The sequence below is a fragment of the Clostridioides sp. ZZV15-6383 genome, assembly GCF_020657735.1.
GTDB classification, from domain to species: Bacteria; Bacillota; Clostridia; order Peptostreptococcales; family Peptostreptococcaceae; genus Clostridioides; species Clostridioides difficile_D.
In genome coordinates, this window is record NZ_JAGWCV010000037.1 from 16,790 (window position 1) to 35,874 (window position 19,085).

Annotated in this window: 25 protein-coding genes; 4 read left to right on the forward strand and 21 right to left on the reverse strand. The window is 27.4% G+C overall.

Going from position 1 to position 19,085, the window contains the following annotated elements; genetic code table 11:
* Positions 1–24: 24 nt before the first annotated feature.
* The 19 genes from KGF42_RS13240 to KGF42_RS13330 form a co-directional block, all read right to left on the reverse strand.
* The gene (locus KGF42_RS13240) at positions 25–219 is read right to left on the reverse strand and encodes a hypothetical protein (protein WP_227826485.1); all 195 of its coding nucleotides are present in this window, start codon (positions 217–219) and stop codon (positions 25–27) included.
* Between the two features lie 71 nt (positions 220–290).
* The gene (locus tag KGF42_RS13245) at positions 291–452 is read right to left on the reverse strand and encodes a CPCC family cysteine-rich protein (protein ID WP_076613451.1); all 162 of its coding nucleotides are present in this window, start codon (positions 450–452) and stop codon (positions 291–293) included.
* Between the two features lie 2 nt (positions 453–454).
* Positions 455–1,816, reverse strand: a complete 1,362-nt coding sequence (locus KGF42_RS13250; protein WP_227826486.1) for a minor capsid protein — start codon at positions 1,814–1,816, stop codon at positions 455–457.
* Positions 1,806–3,191 (reverse strand): phage portal protein, encoded by a 1,386-nt coding sequence (locus KGF42_RS13255; protein ID WP_227826487.1) that lies wholly within the window; start codon positions 3,189–3,191, stop codon positions 1,806–1,808. The genes KGF42_RS13250 and KGF42_RS13255 overlap by 11 nt, the downstream gene beginning before the upstream one ends.
* 15 nt (positions 3,192–3,206) lie before the next feature.
* On the reverse strand, positions 3,207–4,472 hold the full coding sequence (locus tag KGF42_RS13260) for a PBSX family phage terminase large subunit (protein ID WP_227826488.1): 1,266 nt from the start codon (positions 4,470–4,472) through the stop codon (positions 3,207–3,209).
* Complete coding sequence (locus KGF42_RS13265) at positions 4,465–4,887, reverse strand: terminase small subunit (RefSeq protein ID WP_227826489.1); 423 nt, start codon at positions 4,885–4,887, stop codon at positions 4,465–4,467. The genes KGF42_RS13260 and KGF42_RS13265 overlap by 8 nt, the downstream gene beginning before the upstream one ends.
* A 196-nt stretch (positions 4,888–5,083) precedes the next feature.
* Positions 5,084–5,512 carry a sigma factor-like helix-turn-helix DNA-binding protein gene (locus KGF42_RS13270; RefSeq protein ID WP_143726210.1) on the reverse strand — a complete coding sequence of 143 codons (429 nt, stop codon included), beginning with the start codon at positions 5,510–5,512 and terminating at the stop codon, positions 5,084–5,086.
* A gap of 345 nt (positions 5,513–5,857) precedes the next feature.
* Positions 5,858–7,741, reverse strand: coding sequence for a DNA primase family protein (locus KGF42_RS13275; RefSeq protein ID WP_227826490.1), 1,884 nt, complete (start codon positions 7,739–7,741; stop codon positions 5,858–5,860).
* A gap of 11 nt (positions 7,742–7,752) precedes the next feature.
* The gene (locus KGF42_RS13280) at positions 7,753–9,486 is read right to left on the reverse strand and encodes a hypothetical protein (protein ID WP_077710288.1); all 1,734 of its coding nucleotides are present in this window, start codon (positions 9,484–9,486) and stop codon (positions 7,753–7,755) included.
* 213 nt (positions 9,487–9,699) lie between these two features.
* Complete coding sequence (locus KGF42_RS13285) at positions 9,700–10,143, reverse strand: DUF669 domain-containing protein (RefSeq protein WP_021373977.1); 444 nt, start codon at positions 10,141–10,143, stop codon at positions 9,700–9,702.
* 51 nt (positions 10,144–10,194) lie between these two features.
* Positions 10,195–11,880, reverse strand: coding sequence for an AAA family ATPase (locus KGF42_RS13290; RefSeq protein ID WP_227826491.1), 1,686 nt, complete (start codon positions 11,878–11,880; stop codon positions 10,195–10,197).
* Positions 11,881–12,183 carry a VRR-NUC domain-containing protein gene (locus KGF42_RS13295; RefSeq protein ID WP_021360442.1) on the reverse strand — a complete coding sequence of 101 codons (303 nt, stop codon included), beginning with the start codon at positions 12,181–12,183 and terminating at the stop codon, positions 11,881–11,883. It abuts the gene before it with no gap.
* 3 nt (positions 12,184–12,186) lie between these two features.
* Positions 12,187–13,440, reverse strand: coding sequence for a DEAD/DEAH box helicase (locus KGF42_RS13300; RefSeq protein WP_227826492.1), 1,254 nt, complete (start codon positions 13,438–13,440; stop codon positions 12,187–12,189).
* Between the two features lie 15 nt (positions 13,441–13,455).
* A complete protein-coding gene (locus KGF42_RS13305) occupies positions 13,456–13,629 on the reverse strand; it encodes a hypothetical protein (RefSeq protein ID WP_021360440.1) in 174 nt (57 codons plus the stop codon).
* A gap of 42 nt (positions 13,630–13,671) precedes the next feature.
* Positions 13,672–13,833: a hypothetical protein gene (locus KGF42_RS13310; RefSeq protein WP_009894508.1), complete on the reverse strand. Its 162-nt coding sequence runs from the start codon at positions 13,831–13,833 to the stop codon at positions 13,672–13,674.
* Positions 13,834–13,947: 114 nt separating this feature from the next.
* Positions 13,948–14,166 (reverse strand): hypothetical protein, encoded by a 219-nt coding sequence (locus tag KGF42_RS13315; protein ID WP_009894510.1) that lies wholly within the window; start codon positions 14,164–14,166, stop codon positions 13,948–13,950.
* Positions 14,167–14,234: 68 nt separating this feature from the next.
* Complete coding sequence (locus tag KGF42_RS13320; RefSeq protein WP_227826493.1) at positions 14,235–14,876, reverse strand: hypothetical protein; 642 nt, start codon at positions 14,874–14,876, stop codon at positions 14,235–14,237.
* Positions 14,877–14,919: 43 nt separating this feature from the next.
* The gene (locus KGF42_RS13325; RefSeq protein ID WP_227826494.1) at positions 14,920–15,723 is read right to left on the reverse strand and encodes an ORF6N domain-containing protein; all 804 of its coding nucleotides are present in this window, start codon (positions 15,721–15,723) and stop codon (positions 14,920–14,922) included.
* Positions 15,724–15,728: 5 nt separating this feature from the next.
* Positions 15,729–15,953, reverse strand: a complete 225-nt coding sequence (locus tag KGF42_RS13330) for a hypothetical protein (RefSeq protein ID WP_074092159.1) — start codon at positions 15,951–15,953, stop codon at positions 15,729–15,731.
* A gap of 171 nt (positions 15,954–16,124) precedes the next feature.
* Between KGF42_RS13330 and KGF42_RS13335 the strand changes: the two genes are divergently transcribed.
* Positions 16,125–16,469 carry a helix-turn-helix domain-containing protein gene (locus tag KGF42_RS13335; RefSeq protein WP_102822499.1) on the forward strand — a complete coding sequence of 115 codons (345 nt, stop codon included), beginning with the start codon at positions 16,125–16,127 and terminating at the stop codon, positions 16,467–16,469.
* A 164-nt stretch (positions 16,470–16,633) separates the two neighbouring features.
* On the opposite strand, the gene KGF42_RS13340 is transcribed toward KGF42_RS13335, so the two are convergent.
* Both KGF42_RS13340 and KGF42_RS13345 read right to left on the reverse strand, forming a co-directional pair.
* Entirely contained in the window at positions 16,634–17,383 is a 750-nt protein-coding gene (locus KGF42_RS13340) for a BRO family protein (protein ID WP_227826495.1), read from the reverse strand.
* Positions 17,384–17,433: 50 nt separating this feature from the next.
* Positions 17,434–17,655, reverse strand: coding sequence for a helix-turn-helix domain-containing protein (locus tag KGF42_RS13345; RefSeq protein WP_227826496.1), 222 nt, complete (start codon positions 17,653–17,655; stop codon positions 17,434–17,436).
* Positions 17,656–17,799: 144 nt separating this feature from the next.
* Here KGF42_RS13345 and KGF42_RS13350 point away from each other — a divergent pair, with 144 nt between their 5' ends.
* The 3 genes from KGF42_RS13350 to KGF42_RS13360 all read left to right on the forward strand — a co-directional run.
* Entirely contained in the window at positions 17,800–18,264 is a 465-nt protein-coding gene (locus tag KGF42_RS13350) for a helix-turn-helix domain-containing protein (protein ID WP_227826497.1), read from the forward strand.
* Between the two features lie 17 nt (positions 18,265–18,281).
* Positions 18,282–18,755 (forward strand): ImmA/IrrE family metallo-endopeptidase, encoded by a 474-nt coding sequence (locus tag KGF42_RS13355; RefSeq protein ID WP_227826498.1) that lies wholly within the window; start codon positions 18,282–18,284, stop codon positions 18,753–18,755.
* A gap of 124 nt (positions 18,756–18,879) precedes the next feature.
* On the forward strand, positions 18,880–19,085 hold a 206-nt coding region (locus tag KGF42_RS13360; RefSeq protein ID WP_227826499.1), incomplete at its 3' end, for a MerR family DNA-binding transcriptional regulator.

Here is a 19,085-nt window from a genome sequence, read left to right on the forward strand (position 1 = left end):
AATTTTTATTTAATAAAAAACTTCTTATAGACTTTTATCTAATGATTTATTTAATTCTTCCATTACTCTCTTTAAAATTTCATCAGAAACTTTATCTATATTAGCTTTATTTTCTTTTTTTAATTTATTACAAAGAATACCTACATTAACATTAGCAATACAATTAATAACGATTTGTACTACACAAACTACAACTATAACTTGAGTTAATATACACATTAAAATCACCTACCTTTTTTAAATTTTTACATAATAAAAGCACCTACTAATTTATTATTTAGCAAGTGCTTTTATATTACTTTTTTACCTTTTTCATAAGCTTCTTTAGCTTCTTTTAATGACATTTTGTTTGGTCCTTTGTAATTAGTTTCTTTTGGTCCACTGTTTTGCCAATTACAATTTTCACAAATATCAAACACATCTACATCTTTACCACATACTGGACAATTCATATCTAAACCTCCTTATATTCTTTTATTTGTTCTAACCAGTAATTATAACCTTCTTTTGGCTTAAATAAGGTTGATATTTTACCATCAGCTCTTCCAACAGCAAAATCATTAGTACTCTTTCTATACTTAAATAAAAAGTTATCTTTACTTAAAAACCCTTCTACATCATTACTTAATTGCTCTGATAACAAATTTCTTGCAGTAGATAGATATTCTTCAGCAGTTATATTTCCATATTCATTTAAGTGTTTTTCTACATGCTTTTTAAATTTCTTTTCAGTTGGGAAATCTGCTTTTAACCAACTCTTATTACTTAGTATATCATCTTTTTTATCAATTATAAATGTCTTTTCATACCATTCTTTATATTTCATATTAGATGTAACATAATAAGTTTTCCCATTTTCATCTCTTGCTGCTCTATAGCCTTCTTCATCTTCAAACCAAGGAGCTGTTGTTGTCCTACAACGACAATGAAATGGTGGAGCTGTAACTCCAATTTGATAATCTTTCATATCAAATACTTTTCCATCTAACTCTCTACATATATTTGATGTTTTTAAATCTAGTGTAGCAATAATCTCATATTTCTCTACATCTAAATCACTAAAACAATCTTTTCTACTTGCTGATGCAAAGAAAGCTGATTCAGTCATTATTAGGTTCTTAGCTTGTGATTTAGACACATTAAACCTCTTAGCAAAGTCATTTACTAGATTTTTTGGATTCTCACCTCTAATAATTGATTGTGTCAGTTTAGTATATAACTCATTGATTAAAGCAGGTCTATGTTTACCCCAAATTCTTTCACTAAAGTTTAATCCATCTGTTGCCCATGGTTTAGAGATAATTTTATTTATTCTATTAGTATCAAGACTCATTAAACTCCAACCAACGTTTACTCCTTGTTGAACATTAAAAGCTGTATGATAGTATCCACTTGTATAAATATCTCTCATTAGTTTATCAATACCATCAAGTTCATTTCCATATAAAACTTCTACTTGTTGCTGTATTTGTAACTTTAAAGCTTCAAGCCTTGTTATATGAACTCTTGCACTAGCATTTTCTAACTCTTTCATCCACTTTTGATTTATAGCATTTTCTTTACCATATTTAATATATTCTTCTACACTCCATTTAAACTCTTCTAGTTCTCTTGTATTTAGTAGTTTCTTAGCTTCTAATAAAGATATTCCTTCATTTTTGGCAAATCTGTTGTACCATGCTAATATATCTTTTTCTATACTATTCATAGCTAGTTTATATTGCTTTTCTAATTCAAGATAATATTTTACACTTTTGTTATTTTGAGCTTCTTCTAATTGTTCAAATCTCTTCCTCCAATAATCTTTATGTTTCATCTATAACACCATCATTCGGTATCAAATCATCATACTCTCTTTGAACTTCTTCTTTTTCCTTCTTAATCTGTGCTATTTCATACTCTACATCTTCTACAATAGGACTATTTTTACATACTGTTTTATCAGAAACAATACCAACGCTTTTTGCACATATCTCTGCTAATTCTAAATCATTAGCAATAGCATTTCTTGTCCATGTTTGATTTACTATATTACATTCTAAATTCAAACTCTTGCATATCATTCTTATTAGTTTTCCAAAACTCAATTTAAACTCAGTCTCCATAAGACCTGCTTTAAGCTCCAAAAGTGAATATAAATATTTGAGTGCTACACCACTTGCATTACCAAAGTCAGTTGGTTGTGGGTCAACACCTTGTCCTTGCTCAAATATAGCCTTTCTTGTCATCATAAGTAACTTTTCTCTAGCTTCAACTGGAATATCAATTGTAAGTGTGCTTAAACCGCTTTTATCATCCATCCCATTACTTTCTACCTCAACAGTTTTATACTTCTTCATATCTTCCAAGAAGCTTTTTAAATCTGTTCCTCCATAATTGGTTAAAATAAATATAATCTCTTGTATATCTTCTAAATCATTTACAAAACCACTAAAAACTTTGTCGTAAGTATCAATTAACGATTTTACAGTATCCAAATCACTTGTCTTTATATTATTATTAAAGAATGGAATAAATGGTAATTCTCCAAAATCATGTTTAAGTGTATTGCTATTGTCTAATATATCTCCATTTCCATATGTTATAGAGAACATATTATAAACTTCTAGTTCATCTATATCTAAGTCATCTAGTTTTCTATATGCTTGGCACTCTGTATCTGTCCAATATTCATAGATTATATAGTTGTCACCATTTTCATCTATTTCATCATATACTCTAAGTACCCCTATAAGTTTTTTATTTAAATCAGAGGACCATAAAGGTATTACTTGTTTACTGTCAACCACACCATAATTTAACTTACTGTCTTTATCTTTCCATAGATGTAACCATGATACTCCACTATTACTTGCATTTATACATAAGTCTTTGCATATTTTGGGATAGATATCGCCTAAAACTTCTGTAATAGCTTTATTTGTTCTATTATTAGATACATCAAAAGTTGGTGGATAAGTAAATAAGTATGATGCCTTTTGATTAACTAACAAGCTATAGAAACTACTTGATATTCTATTGTCAGCATTTCTGAGTGGATTTTCAGTTTCTTCCTCTTCCCTATTAGAAGTTTTAAATAATATATCATTTTTATTCTTATAGTATCTTTCAGATATAATTGATTTAGATATTACATCAGAATGATAGGGAACATGTTTTTTAATCAGCTTCTTAACTACTTCTATATTCATCTATTCACCTCACTTTTATTTAAGTATTGATAATCCCTTTCGTTTTAACATTACATCTTCCATACCATATCTAACAGCATCTATAGTATGATTATTTTTATCTGGATACTCACCTTTAAAATTACCTTCTTTATCTTTTTCAAGTTCATATCCTAAAAATTCTCTCTTAGCATTTGGGCATCTTATAGGGTCTATTATTATTTCTTCTACTTCCTCGCTTAAGAATTTTATTCCATGTTCTACACTATCTGGACCTTTTCTAGCACCAATTATTTTTAAACCTAACTTTTTAAACTCATTTATGGTTCTAGGTTCTGCACTATCTGCAATTACCTTTTTATTGCTTATGTTTTCTTTTAAAATAAGCTCAACAGCTTTTGAATTTCCTAATGCTACTTTATAAATCTCAAAGAATATATATAACCTTTTTCTTGTTTTATCATAGTTCATAACAATATAAGATAAAGGGTCTTTAGCATATCCAAAGTCAAGACCTCTTCTTACTCTATCAAATCTATTTATCTCTTCATTTGATATTTCTCTTACTGTTACATTAGTAAATACCTCTCCACCTGTACCAGTTACAACACCCATATAATCATGCTCATACTTAGTAGGATTTACTTTTTTAAGATGTTCAGCCTCCACTATAAATTGTTCTCCTAACCATCCTTTTGGTACAGATAAGTAATTACTATGATGAATAAATTTATCTTCTCTCATTTCTATCACCTCCATATTAGTCCAATTTCTTTGACTTTCTGGTGGATTAAATGAGTAAAAAACATTATATGTATTCCCACCTCTAAGCAAAGATTGATTAACATTCCTAATTTTATCCATACCTTCAAATTCATCTACTTCTTCATACCAAACATATTTTATATAACCTTTAGACACTTTAGTAGATTTTAATTTCTTAGGTTTATCAGCTCCTTTAAATAAAATTACTTGACCTGTTGGTTTATAAGTCATTTGAAGCTTAGATTCTGGTATTTCCCATTCATTTTGAACCCCTAATGTGTAAATAGCCCACTGTATCTGTTCATAAACAGAACCTCTAAGTGTATCTTTAACTCTTCTAATTACAACTGCATTTGTTAATTTGCCTTGTTGAGCATCTCTCATCATACCTAAAACAATTTCTAATGATATAAAAGATGATTTTGTGCTACCTCTCCCACCTTTAAACCAATAATGAGTATAAACATCTTGCTTAATAAGTTTATGCACATTATAGAAGCTTGGAGCTATAATATTTTTTAATCTAATCTCATTCATCTATATCATCTACTATTTGAACTATACCAGTCCCTTCAACTTCTACCTTATCAGTAAATAACCTATATCTCTTACCTAGAAGTTCAGCAGCTTTGTTCCTGTCTCTTATGCTTACATCTTTTTTTATTATTTCTGGACCATATTCAGAAACTACAACCACTTCCTCTTTTGCTTCATTCCTTACTATCTTAGTTAAATACTCCATAACCTCTTTGGCATCAGCTATCCTGTTTGACTCAAATTCTTTTAGTTTTTCATCAATGTAACTTTTTAAGTATGGTTTTGTTAAGTTCTCAGCACCTATTACTTTAGCAGTCTTTTCAGAATATCCTGCTCTTATTGCTGCTTCTGTTGCATTGCCAGTCTCAATATAGTAATCACAAAACCTTTTTTGCTTCTCAGTTAATTTTGCCACATCACCACCTCACTTTTTTTAAATATAAAAAAGACTAAGTTAGGAGTACTTAGCCTTTTTCAAGAGGATATATTATACACTTGTTTCATACTACCATTATAACTTATCTCATAGTATATTGATGTGACATGTTTCTATACTAAATCAATCATTAATCGGTCATAAATCGGTCATAAATCGGACACAAACACGACTTTCATATTAGATTATATTTTTTAGCAAAGGGAAGTATTTTATCTAGTGCCTTTTTTCTCTTTTTTCCTACATACAATTCGCTTATATTTAATTCATAACTTATTTGTTTATATTGTAGTTTTTTAAAATATCTTAGTTCTATTAAATTTCTTTCAAAATCATCTAATAAATTTAACATATTATTAACTGATTCTTTTTTAATTTGTAGATATATTTTCTCATTCTCCAATCTTTCAACATATATTAACTCATTTTCTATTGGTGAAGAAACATTATTTCCTTTAGGCATTCCATTTAATTCTATTCCTCTTAAACTGCTCCCTCTTACTTTTAACTCTATTTCTCTAATTTCAATATCCAAATTACTATATGAGTTTAACAATTCTTCTAATTTTTCATAGTCTGTCACTTCATTTTCACATCCTTGCAAATTAACAGAATTTTCTTTTTAATTATTTTGTTAAGTTATTAATGAAATATATCTTATTTTTTTAATTAAACTTCATTATATAACTTACTAATTAAACCTAGTCCCAGATAGTCCCAGATGTATTTTACATCCGGGACTGCTTCAAACTTAGCTATTTCAATATATCCAGACAATAATTTTTGTTCAGTCCCATACTATTATATATATATTCTTTATATAAAGGGAGCAAAATCATCACAAAAAATTGATGATTTTTTAGTTAAATATATAAAAGGTCAAAAACATCTAGGGACATCCGGGACAACGTTGAAATTACTATATTACATCTAGGGACTACATCCGGGACTATCCCGGGACTGCTCTAGTAAATACTTTATATTTCTTACCTTGTATTCTTTTATCTTTTACTTCATATCCAAACTTTTTGACTACTTGTCTTGAAAACTCAATGTTTGATATAGGCTGTAATCCATTTAAAATACAATACTCTTGATATTTCCTATATATTTCTTTTGTTGATTCATTTTCTATCTTATCAACTTCTTTAAAAAAACCTAAAATAGGATTATTGACTTCTTCATATTCAAGTATTTCTTTTTTAACCTTATCTGGTACTGTAAATTTTCTATTCTTCAATACTCTTTTTAAGCCTTCTAATCCTAGATTTATTAAATACTCTATAGCTTCTTGCTCTCTTAATTTGTACTTTATATAAGGGTCAAAATCCTTATCATTTACTGAAAAGCTAGCATTAAAAGGAATAATAATTAATCTATCAAGTACTGCTCCAGTCTTATCCTTTATTCTAGGTATATTGTTAGCTGAAAATAAAAACTTACTATAGTTGTTAAAATCAAATGGATTCTGACCTTTTCTTTCAACATTTACTCTATCACCACTTACTAACTTTTTAAATATCGCAGGATTAGCAATAAATTCATCTCCTATATCATCTCCTATATTTGCAAGTTTTCCAAATAATTCAGCAGTTTTAAATCTATCACTTAATTCTTTTAAATCAAGTGCTGATGTATTTTCATCCCCTAATAATGTCTTTATCATATCAAGATAGGTAGATTTACCATTTGCTTTATCTCCAGTTAATATAAAAGCTTTTCTAAGCTCATTACGTCTATAAAAACAGTATCCCACTACTTCTTCAAGTAACATTCTAATTTCAAAATCTCCACATGATAATTTATTCATAGTTTTATCAACTAACTTTGAATATGCTCCTGGATTATAGTTCCAGTTAACTTTATTTGTTATAATAAATTCTGGTGAAAATTCTATAAAAGAATCATCAACTATATTATATATACCATTCTTAAAAGCGATTAAATTAGCTTCTGACATACTTGTATTCTCACTTATTAATAAATTTAAATAACTAAGTACTTCACTCCTCTTAGCCTTATTTAAATTACTTATATTATTAATCATTTCTGCTTCTATTCTTGCTTGACCATCTACATAAATACCATCCTTATATAAATGTAACTGCTCATTTATCTTGATTACATGATTATTATTTTTTATGTATTTAGCAAACTCATCAAATAAAAATGAACCTTTTGAATTAAAAAATATCTTCTTTTGAAAGGATTCGTCTCTCAAAATTACTTCAAGTTCATTATCTTGTAATGGAGTTTTTAAAACATATTTATTAATAACTCTTATTGTTTCTCTTATTTCCTCAATAGTAAAATCATTACTCTGTAGAGTTAATATATAATTATATAATGCTTGATTTCTTCCATCACCTTCTCCAAGACTTAAAAAATCAAGTCCATTTTTTATAGGAGTTAAATACGTTGGTATCTCTTGTATATCTTTACTATTATATAAAATTTCTCTTTCAATATTGTTGAACTTCAAAATTGAATAGGAATTTTTACATCCTAATTTTATATCTGAATTTAAACCTATAGCTAGTCTACATTTTGTTCTATTCTTTTCTAAACTAGTATTTTTAAATAGAAAATGCTTACCTCGTGTTGTCTTGTAAACTCTACATTTTAGCTTTAAATCTTGCACTATTTTGTATAGAATTTCACTACTTTCAAAATCATCAATATCAACTAACACAGTTTCTTCTGCTAAAACGCCTGCAAACTCTGGTAAATTCTTAATCTGTTCATAAGTTTTTAACTTTTTTACATTTTTAAATTTCTCAGCTGCCTTTTTATTATTTGTAATTATATATCCTTTAAATATGTCAAAGCTCACCAATCACCACCTCAATTACTTAATAATACCCCAAACTGCTTGAGTCTTTCATTTGCTAAATCTATATACCAAGTTTTATCTAGCTTTCTTGGTACTTTTTTACCTATAACACTTCCATTTTCTATAAAACATTTATCTGGTGTATTAGCAAATTTTTCTGGATTTTTTTCTTTGTTTTTGACTTTATAAATACCACCATCATTTTTATTTTTTGAAGCAAATACTCTAAAACATTTATCATTTAAAATCTTACCGCCAATAAATACTTTTTTTGTTTTTCCCTCTATAGTTGGACTATATAAACCATGTGAATATTTACTACTTATTTTTACTATCTTTTGAAACTCTATCAAATCATTACATTTATTTATAGTTTCTTCAATAGGTGTATTGTTTACCATATAATTTTTAAGTGCTTTATTTATAATTGGTAAATCATAGTCTAGATTTCCTAAATCTTTGATATATAATCCTTTTGCTTCAACTTCTCCATCCTCTGTTATAACTAAATAATTGTTAACATCCTTTTGAAATATTTTAGTGTATACATCAAAACCTAAACCCATACCTGTCCTTTGTTCCCACTCATAACATATATCATCTATTAATTCGTAATCATCTATTGTATTTAACTTTACAATTAATCCATCTGTATTGCTCTGAATAAGTTTACAATGACCTTCTAACTTCTCTATTAAATCAAGTAATAACAGCTGCCCACTAACACATACATTATTAGCCTGTCTTGGGTCATATAAATTATTGTTTTTATCTTTCATTCCTCCATAAGTTTTATTAACTGCCAATTTGTAGGCTGGTCTTAGAGGTGATTTTTCTTTTTTTAACTGTAAGTTTTTGTCATAAATTTCAACATACTTTTGAGGATTTTTTATATTTCTTGAGTGGTAATTGTATCTAATCATAAGACTTGGATAGAAGGAATTAACATCCACATGTAAAAAATAACCTTCACCATAGTATTTTGTTATTGCTCCATGAACACCACCCCAAGCGAATACATGAGGTACATTAGAAATATTAATTTTTAGATTTTTAGAATAGTCATGATTTAGTGGGTTCTTATACCAGCTTAAAACTTCCTTATATTTCTCAATTTTTAGAGTATCTGGTATTTGTAAGTCAAATTCATCATCATGTTCTTTCTTTGTAGCTTCTAATATAATTGCTGTTAGTTGTGTTTGAGTTTTACCAATATATGCTACTGGAAGTTTAAAAGCTTTAATTAATCCCATATGTGCTTCAAATTCTGATTTTCTTTCAATAAAAACATCTATAGTTTGTTCAACATCATATCTACAGTATTTTATAGTTTCTTCTATTTCATCATTAGTTAATGGTCTATCAATGTTAAATGATACATTAGATTCTTTTATACTATGACCTTGAAAACCTTCTAATTGTTTTAATCCATGAAAACTAGTCATAACATCATAGTTATTAATTTGTATGTTTCTTAATAAGTTTGAAAACTTCCAACCAGGTTGACCTTTAACAATAATATAATCATTTATTTCTTTTGCATTAAATCCACATAATAATCCTTTAAAAATATATTGGTCATAATGTCTACTGTTGTAACCAATAAAAATATCTTCTCTATGCTCTATATAAAATGAATTTAACTTATCTATATCATTTACAATAACTTCTTCTTTTTTATTTAGAACATCTATAAATACAACTAACCAGTCATAAGAGAATACTTCAAAATCATAAAAAATCATTTAGAACACCCCTCTCGCTTTTGCTGCACATTTTCTACTACAATATATGACTTTAGAGTTATCTAACTTGTAAAATCTTTTTCCACACCAAACACATCTTACAATTTTACCTGGGCTTATAAGTTCCATTTTTTCTTTTTACTCTCATATTAATTACCTACCTTTTTAATATTACAGCTAGATGCATGTATACACCTAGCTGTAATAAAATTTCTAAGCTACTTCAAATATGTCTTTTATTGTAAAGGTATTAAAACCTTTCTTCTCACCATATTCAATAGCAAATTCAAGTTCTCCATCTATTTCCTCAGCTATATCCATTATGAGTTGTGCATATTGGCTGTATGATTCAAATTCAACTTCAATATCAGTTTCTAAACTTCTTAAAAATTCATTTACTATATGAATTTGAAAACCTTGCTTAACTACTTGATTCATGAATATTAATGAATCTTTATACTCTCCTTCTAGTATTTTAAACCAACATACAAACATTGGGTCACCTTTTTTAGACTCGCTTAACTCCATTTTATTTATTTCTACTTCATAAGTGCCATGTGGCACATCCTTAAATTTACCACTATTTTCAGATGCTTCTTTTATATCTTCTTTCAATCCTTTTACATCTATTGCTTTATCAAATTTACTAAAATCCATATCACATACCATCCTTTTCTTTTAAATTTTTAATTAATAATCTTTCTTAAACTAACTTCTCTTTTTTCTAGTTTTCTTGACTGGTTTAATTGCTTCTTCTTGTTCAATTACTTCTTCCTCTGTTTGTTCTTTTTCAGTTTTCTCACTTGTTTCTTCTACTGTAGGAGTCATTTCTACTTCTTCCTCAGCATTAGATTTTTTAGTCTTACTTGACTTCTTAACGTCTTTTTTCTCTATACTAATATCATCATATACTTTCATTAATTCATTATAATCAAGTGGAATTTCATTAGATTTTACTTTTAATCTACCCCCTCCAAATATCACTTCATTAGTCTTAAATGATAATGTTCTAACGTCTCCATCAGCTACTACTCTTGCAACTATATCAACCATACCTGCTATTTTATTTGCTGCTTTTTCTTGTAAATTAGGTTTGATTGCTGTTATCTTGTCACCACCTTTTTTGGTAATATCTTTTGATGTATCCTCATGTGATATTAATATTATGTTTTTATAGTCAAGGTTCATAAGTCGTTTTATAGTGCTTAAAAACTCCGTTCTAACCTTATCCCATGCTCTAAAACTATCATCTGACTCATGAGTTATTCCCATCTTGTCATACATGTAAAGGCGACAAGCTTCGTATGTATCTTCTAACAAGTCAACAATTATTGTTTCAAAATCATTTTCTTTTTTCTCTAATTCTCTTATAGCTTCTTTAAATACATCCCATGCAAGTTGTCTCTTTGTCATTCTCCCTTCAACTGTTACAATATCTTTTATAGAAATGTATGGAGCATCAACAAACTTTATATTTCCATCTGTATTAAGCATTAAAGGCTTTTCAAAATCATTTGCTAATGTGGTTTTGCCACTAAATGGTGCTCCATAAATCCATAAAGTTTTTTTATTAATTCCTTCCACACTTCTTCTTTCACTATTTGGTAATAACATATAATCAATCCCCTTTTCACAGTATTCTTGGTAGTCACACCAGTTACATAATTTATTTTGATTTTTTTCAAATTCCTTGTTTTCAAGACATCTTTTTATATCTACAAGGAAATTAATAACTTTATTTAGGTCATACTCAACCTTCACTATTTTTATTTCAGATTTATCAAGCTCATTAAGTAATCTTTTTCTAAATTGATGTAAGTTTTCTGTTTTCTTCTGTCTAATCTGAATTTTAGGTACAAATACATAGTACAAATCTTTTATCTCATGATTTGTATGTTGCTTTTCATAAAAATACTTATATAGATGAAGTTGCTCACTTTCTAGATATCTATCTATGTTGTTTGAATATTTAAAGTCATAAATATCAAATACTCTTTCTTCATCTTCATAATATATGGTTGTTTCATTTGTATTTAAGTTTGTATCAGTCATGTATACATGTGGTGCTAACAAATCTATAAACCCTATAAAATCACTAGTTGTTATTTGAACCTCATTAAACCCTTTTGATAAAATTTCTTTTACTTTTGGTATTAAATAATCTAACTTCATCACTTCATTAATGTGTAAATCTGTTATACTTGGATAACTAAAATAATATTCTTTTACTGCTGCATCAATATCTTTTTCAATACCAGTATGAAGTGATGTTCCTAATATTAAAGCATTGTTAGAATCTGCATTTAATATTGTTTTCACCTTGTCAATATACTGTAGCTTATACTTATATGGGCAACTCTTAAATACTCCTATCCTACTATGTGAGAACTGCATTTACTCACCTTCTTTCTTTATTTCTAAAATCATCTTTTTAAATCTATCAAAGTCTTTAGGGTATAGAATAATTCCTATTCCACCTGCCTTTTCAATTTCTTTAATATTATACTTTTGTAGTTCGCTTGCTTTTCCTTTTTCCCCCTTGACTTCAATACCTATAAATTTACCACTACAACAAACTAATAAATCCGGTATACCACTTTTTGTATATGCTGAACCTCCCCAATATTTAATAAACCAACAACCTTGTTCTTTTAAAAACTTTTTAACTTTATTTTCAAATTGTTTTTCTGCACCCAAGGATTACTCTCCTCTCTCAAACAAATTATTTGTATAGTCAACACCACTTTGTAAGCTTTTATATATATTTTCTTCAACACTATTCCTACAAATCATATAATAATAAAAACATGTGTTTTCTTGACCTATTCTATGAACTCTCTTTTTACTTTGCATAAACAATTCACAAGATAAAGTAAGACTAAAATATACAATCTTATTACACTTTTGAAGATTTAAACCCATAGCTCCTGCTTGATATTGTACAAATGTAATTGAGTTATTATATTCCTCATAATTGTTTAAATCTTTTATAGAACCATTTACTATTGATATTGGTCTATCTCTTGATAATTCTATTAATCTGTCTAACTCTTCGTTAAAATTGTAAAATACTATTAATCTGTCACTTGTTGAGTTTATTAAGTCTCCAAAAGCTTCTAATTTAAATTTATTGTATTGACTACATAATTGTCTTTCATATAACATTTTAGTTAGTGTAGTATCTCCCACAAGTTCAATATCATCTGAAATACTTATAATTGAATCTTTTTTAAACTTCCTATACTCTCTTGTAGTACTAATTTTCATTACATTATCTATCTGTTTTGGTAAGTCAAATACTTCATCTGACATCATAAATACTGCTCCATAATCTCTTAACTTCTTTTTTAATCTGTCAACATTCTTATAACCTATTACAACCTTCATTGGAAAACCACCAATATCTTTGTACTCAACATCAATATATTGCTTCCAATATAAATCTTTTGATATATTCCACCCTAGTAGTTTAATTTGAGAATATAGTTGCTCATATTTACCACTACATGGAGTACCAGAAAGTAGTATCACATTTTTAGGGTTTAAACTTAGTACAAACTTACTTCTTTTAGCTTTTTCATTTTGAATCATTGATGATTCATCTAACATTAAAGTAAAATCTTTTAAATCTAATAACTCTTTTCTTCTAAAAGCTAATTCATAATTAATTACTACTATAAATGGAACTTCAACAAACTTAAAATACTCTATACCTTCACTAAGTTTCTTTGTCCCATTGATTATCCCCATATCGGGATAATATGTTTTAAAGTGATGTACCCAATCGTCAATTTTTGATTTCTGACATATTAATAAATTTGTATTACTTCCTAGATTTATTAATTTCTCACTTCCTACAAATGTCTTACCAAGCCCCATGTCAAGGTAGTATGCACATTTATTATTATATTCTGTTAGCTTTAAAGCTTCCTCTTGATGCTTATATAGTTGCAACTTATATCACCTTCTTTATTCCTGGTCTGATAAATCTTCTGTTTTTAACTTTCTACTACGTCTACTTTTATATTCTTGCTCTGCTTTTATCTCTGTCATTGAATCTTCACCAAAGCTATTAAATATAGCTCTAATTGAGTCAATTATTTCACTTGCTTCGCCTTTAATTTTTATATTAACTTCAACCATTTTAAATCTCTCCTTTTTATGTTATAATTTTATTAACTTTTTTTATTTATTGTGTTGGTTACTTTGACCAGCACTTTTTTTATTTAATGTTCCAACTGATATTTTTTTACCAGTTTTAATGTCCTTAAATACTATATCTGCTAAAAACTTACCATCTTTTTTAAGAGTCATCACATTTTTCTTACTAATATCAAGACTAAGCAATTTCATCACCTTCTTTCAAACATACTATCGCTTATTTATTCCTAGTTGTTTAAAAATAGTTGTCCAATTTTCTTCTTTGAGAAAGTGCTAAGTATTAGCAACTTCTCTACTTTCTTAACTTTCTACTGTCTCAGCTTTCTTCATTGCTATATTAATAGCTACTTCTTTGGCTACTTCATCAAACTCTTTCCATCTTCTCCTATTCTCTTCATCAGATATACGTGGATATACTATATAAACTTCTGTGTTTTGATTAGCTATAATTTTTTCATCATATTCTATGTTTTTCTCTTCATCATATTTGTATGGTTTAAATTGTTGTAGTATTTTCATAACATCACCCCTTGTTATAAAATATGAGCTCATAAACTTGTCTTATACTTATTTAATTATTGCAATTTTTACTCTTCATGTACTTCATAAAATAGTGTGTCTAACATATATAGCAGAGGGCTATTTTTATTTATAACTAGTTCTTCTTCATCTTTAATGTAAAATTTTATTAAGTCTTCATCTATACAATAAGTTATATAATTATCTTCACCTATACACATACCAACTTCTTTTTCTATCTTATTTTGGTCTGATATTTTAATATCAGCTATTGTATCAAGTGTATCTACTATTTTATAAAATATCCTTTCTCTATCACTCAATTCGTTACTTTCTTCCTCTTCTTCTACATGGGTAAGATATTTAACTAGTTCATCTTCTTCTATATCACCAAAGAACTTTAACATAAACTCAAAAGTAAAATCATCAAAGAGTTTTTCATCCATTTCTAAGTGTTCAAAATTCATTTTTTTATAATGCCATGCCACTTTTGAAGCAATCTTGTATATCATATCTTTATTATTTTCTATCTCGTTATCACTAAGTGAAATCCCAGAATCATTAGCTATTTTAATATTAATGCCATTCATAGCTGTCTTAAAATTATTTACCATTTCTAATTCCTTATCTGTTAAGTCTATCTCTCCATCAACTGTAATACCTACTATATCCTCATTTATAGCACTCACTATTCTATTATTTTCTTTCATTTTCTTATTCCTCCTTAAATTTTTTATATTTATATTAACAATTTTAATTAGTTTTTTTGATAAAAACTCCATATTTAATAGCCATATCCTTTATTACAATTACATAGCCTTCTATTAAATAATTTTGTTCTTGTATAACATCTAGATAATTAAATTTTTCCCTTCTAGACTTGCATACACCTTTTTCTGCCATTTTACTTCTTCTATTATTTAATCTTCGCTTCAAGTCAACATTAAATCTTTTACAAAGAAGTTCATAACTTTCTTTTCTAAGGGTATTTATATATTCATTTCCACCTAAATTTTGTGCCATTGATACTATCAACTTGCGTGTTTCTTCTCTCCAATCAGTTGTATTCAATGTAACAACATCTTTTATGCTTTTTATTTCTTGTTTAGTTTCTGTTATCTCTTGTTTTATTTGTTTTTGCTCTATTTCTTGTTTTGCTACAGTATCAAATATTTGCTTAAACAGTTGTAGTTCTGGACTTAATTGATTTGTAATTAAGGTATCTTTCTTTTTGTTAAAGTAAGACTCTTCTAAGTTATCAAACTGCTCCCAAGCTTTGTCAGTATCCAATATTTTGCAGTGTCTGTTTGCTCCTCTTTCAGTCCAAAGATAAAGTTTGTTTACATTAGGTGCAATTCCTATATCATATGAATCGCGTTTAAATGTCCTTAAATCATCACCTTGCAGACAAAAATAATGTTTCCCTTCAATAAATCTCTCTTTATTATTATTGAAATTGTTACTTATATTTCTAATTTCAGTTTCATATACATCTGCTAATTGTTGTGTGGTTAGAACTCTCTCATTATTTCTTTCTATTACTTGTAAGTTATTCATGTTTGTTACCCCCTATAATTTTCTTTAACTTCATCTTCAATTTCAAAAAGATATTCAGTACTTAGATTCGGGAAAAACATTAATTGTATATTTTTTGCTTCTATGTACTTTAACCTGTTAGCATTTCTTAATTTTGCAGACACTGTACTTACATTTAGATTCAGTGCTTTTGCTAATGTTTCATTAGTTATATTTGCTCTTACCATTTCAGCTCTTAAATTTTTAAACATACATATTCTCCTTTCTAAACTCATTCACTAAATTTCGTAAGTTATGTTTTAATAATACACTCAATTTAGTGAATAGTCAATACATTTTTGCATTTTATTTTTGTAATTTCGTAAATTACTGTTGCGTTTTTGTGATTTTACGTTTATATTTAATGTAAAGGTGGTGATAAAATGACTATCGAAGAAAAATTAAAACAATTAATTCTTGATAGATATAAAAGCATCAGGGCTTTTACAAAAGAAATTGATACTCCTTATTCAACGATAGATACTATGCTTAAACGTGGTGTTGGAGGTACTAGCATAACAACAGTTCTAAAAGTTTGTAATGCTTTAAACATTGATGCTGATGCACTCATTGAAAATGAATTAAGGGAAAAGCAAAATTCAGTAAATATATCTATAAAATCCTCTGAACAAGATATTTTGAAAAAATATAATGCTTTAGATGAACATGGTAAAGACATAGTAACTACTATATTAGAAAAGGAATATATAAGAGTTATGAAAAAATAAAAGTCCTATAATTAGGGCTTCTATTTTTTCATTTATACAAAACATAAGTTCGATATAAATAAAATTTTTCCCTTGAATTTGTTATGTTTTTTTACCCGCTAAATTTATATAATCTTTAAATCACTTTTTTTGAATATTCTGTATTTAATTTTTAAAGTTCTAATTTAATTTTCAAAACTTTTTAGTGCTTTTTCTAGAACTGGAATTACATTCTCATAATATCTAAAATTAGGTACTTGTTTATCTGAATATTTAGCTTTATCCCATACCTTAATTCCATACTCATCTGTTTTTAGATTATAAGCATTTGCTAATCCTCCAACTTTATTAGCTGAGACACCTAACATCTTACCTATCTCTGTAGCTGAATAAGTTTTTCTTTCCATTTTAGGAAGTGGTATTAATGCTTCTCCAGAAAGTAATTCAGTAGTTTTTGAATACATAATCTGTTTATATTCTTTTATATCTACTTTGTCAGCTAATTCCAGATATATCTTTGCTTCTCTTACTCTTGCATTTTTTAATCTTGCTTGAGCATTCATGTATTTTATTTCTGAGTCATCTTTAGATTTAGTGCTGTATGTACCTGTTTTTCTTATACTTGGTAGTACTTCATCTGTAACCCAATCTTGAAATCTCTCTGCTTCTTCTTTTCTTGATTTAAATATTAATTTATATACTCCACTTTCAGTAAGAAAATTCTCTCCTGTATTATGTAATTTTCTAAACTGCATATTATGCATTTTAGAATTAGTCAACTTAACTACCTGATTATCATTAAATTTTCTAATACTGCTGTTAACATCTGAAATCTCTAAACATTCTGCTACATGCTTAGGATTAAATAAAATTTTCCCTTCAAATTCAAATACTTCAACTTCTTTCCCTTCAAATATCATTAAGTTATTACTCATAATTTCTACCTCCCTAGTTTTTTATATTTTCATCTGTTAGGTCTCCTTACCTAATATCGTTGCATTTTTGAGATATAATTATCAAAAAAAATTTCCCCTGGCTCTTCGATTTGCAAAATATTTGATATCTTAACTGCTTCCTCAATCTTGAATTGTGAACGATTATTTAATTTTGCATTTAGAGCTTGAACAGTCATACCCAACTCTTTTGCTAATTTCTTTTGAGTATATTTTTTTTCGACCATTTTTCCTCTTAATTTATTTATATTCATTCCATCACCTCGTTGCTTATTTGGGATAATTCAATATTAATACATCCCTTTTATATTGTCAAGTCAAAAATGCAACATTTCTTTATATTTTTTAATATATTTGTTGCATTTATGAAAAAATACTTTATAATATATTTTATAGAGGTGATAAATTTGAATACTGAAAATGATTTAAAAATGATAGAGATTACAAATAGAATAAAAAATAAACGATTAGAACTTAATATGTCGTATCAAGATTTAGCCAACAAAACTGGACTAAGTAAATCCACTTTACAGAGATATGAAACAGGAACTATAAAAAATATTCCCTTAGATAAGCTAGAAATTTTAGCTCATGCATTAAATGAATCTCCTGCTTTTATAATGGGATGGAGTAAAAATTCCAAACTCATTAAAACTAAAGAAAATAAACTTTTATCTAGCTTTAATGAGTTAAACGATATTGGACAAAATGAAGCTATAAAAAGAGTTGGTGAGCTTACTCAAATAAATAAATATATAAATAAAAATCACATAGATACAATGGCAGCACATAATGAACATTTACATGAAGAAGGAGAAATTGAAAAAATATATAAAGATTTAGATGACATGGATAATTGGTAAAATAGGTAGGTGAACTTATGAATAGTTATGAAAAGTTACTCTCTGAAGCAGATGATAATAATATTATTGTTAGAGAAGTTTCTTTAATTTCAAATTCTCATGGATTATATAAAAATAATAGAATAGCTTTAAATAAAAATACACTTAATAATATGAGTGAAAAAGCTTGTGTGTTAGCAGAAGAACTAGGGCATCATTATACTTCATATGGAAATATTTTAGACCTAAATAAAGTTGAAAATAGTAAACAAGAATATAAAGCTAGATTAATGGCTTATAATAAGTTAATTGGTCTTAAAGGTATAATAGATAGTTTTAATGCTGGTTGTAAGACTATATCCGAAATGGCAGAATACCTTGATGTAACTGAAAAGTTTCTAAATGAAGCTTTAGAATGTTATAAAAGTAAATATGGTTTTTCAGCTACACTAGATAATTATGTGATATTTTTTGAACCAAGATTTAGTATTATGAATGCAAATTTTTTGTAACAATTCATAGTATATTTAAGTGCCGTTCAGCTGCTCTTAAATATACAATAAGGAGCTTATTTTAGTTGATAAAACATAGACAAATATAATTATTTATAGTGAAATATAGTCAAGAGGTGATTATATGAAAAACAATAACTATAAACCAAAAGAGTTTGCAGAGTTAATTAATATTTCAGTCAGAACTCTGCAACGTTGGGATATTGAAGGGAAATTAAAGGCTTTTAGAACTCCAACAGATAGAAGATATTACACTTATGAACAATATTTAGAATATAAAGGAATACATAAAGAACAAGTAAATAGAAAAAATGTTATTTATACAAGAGT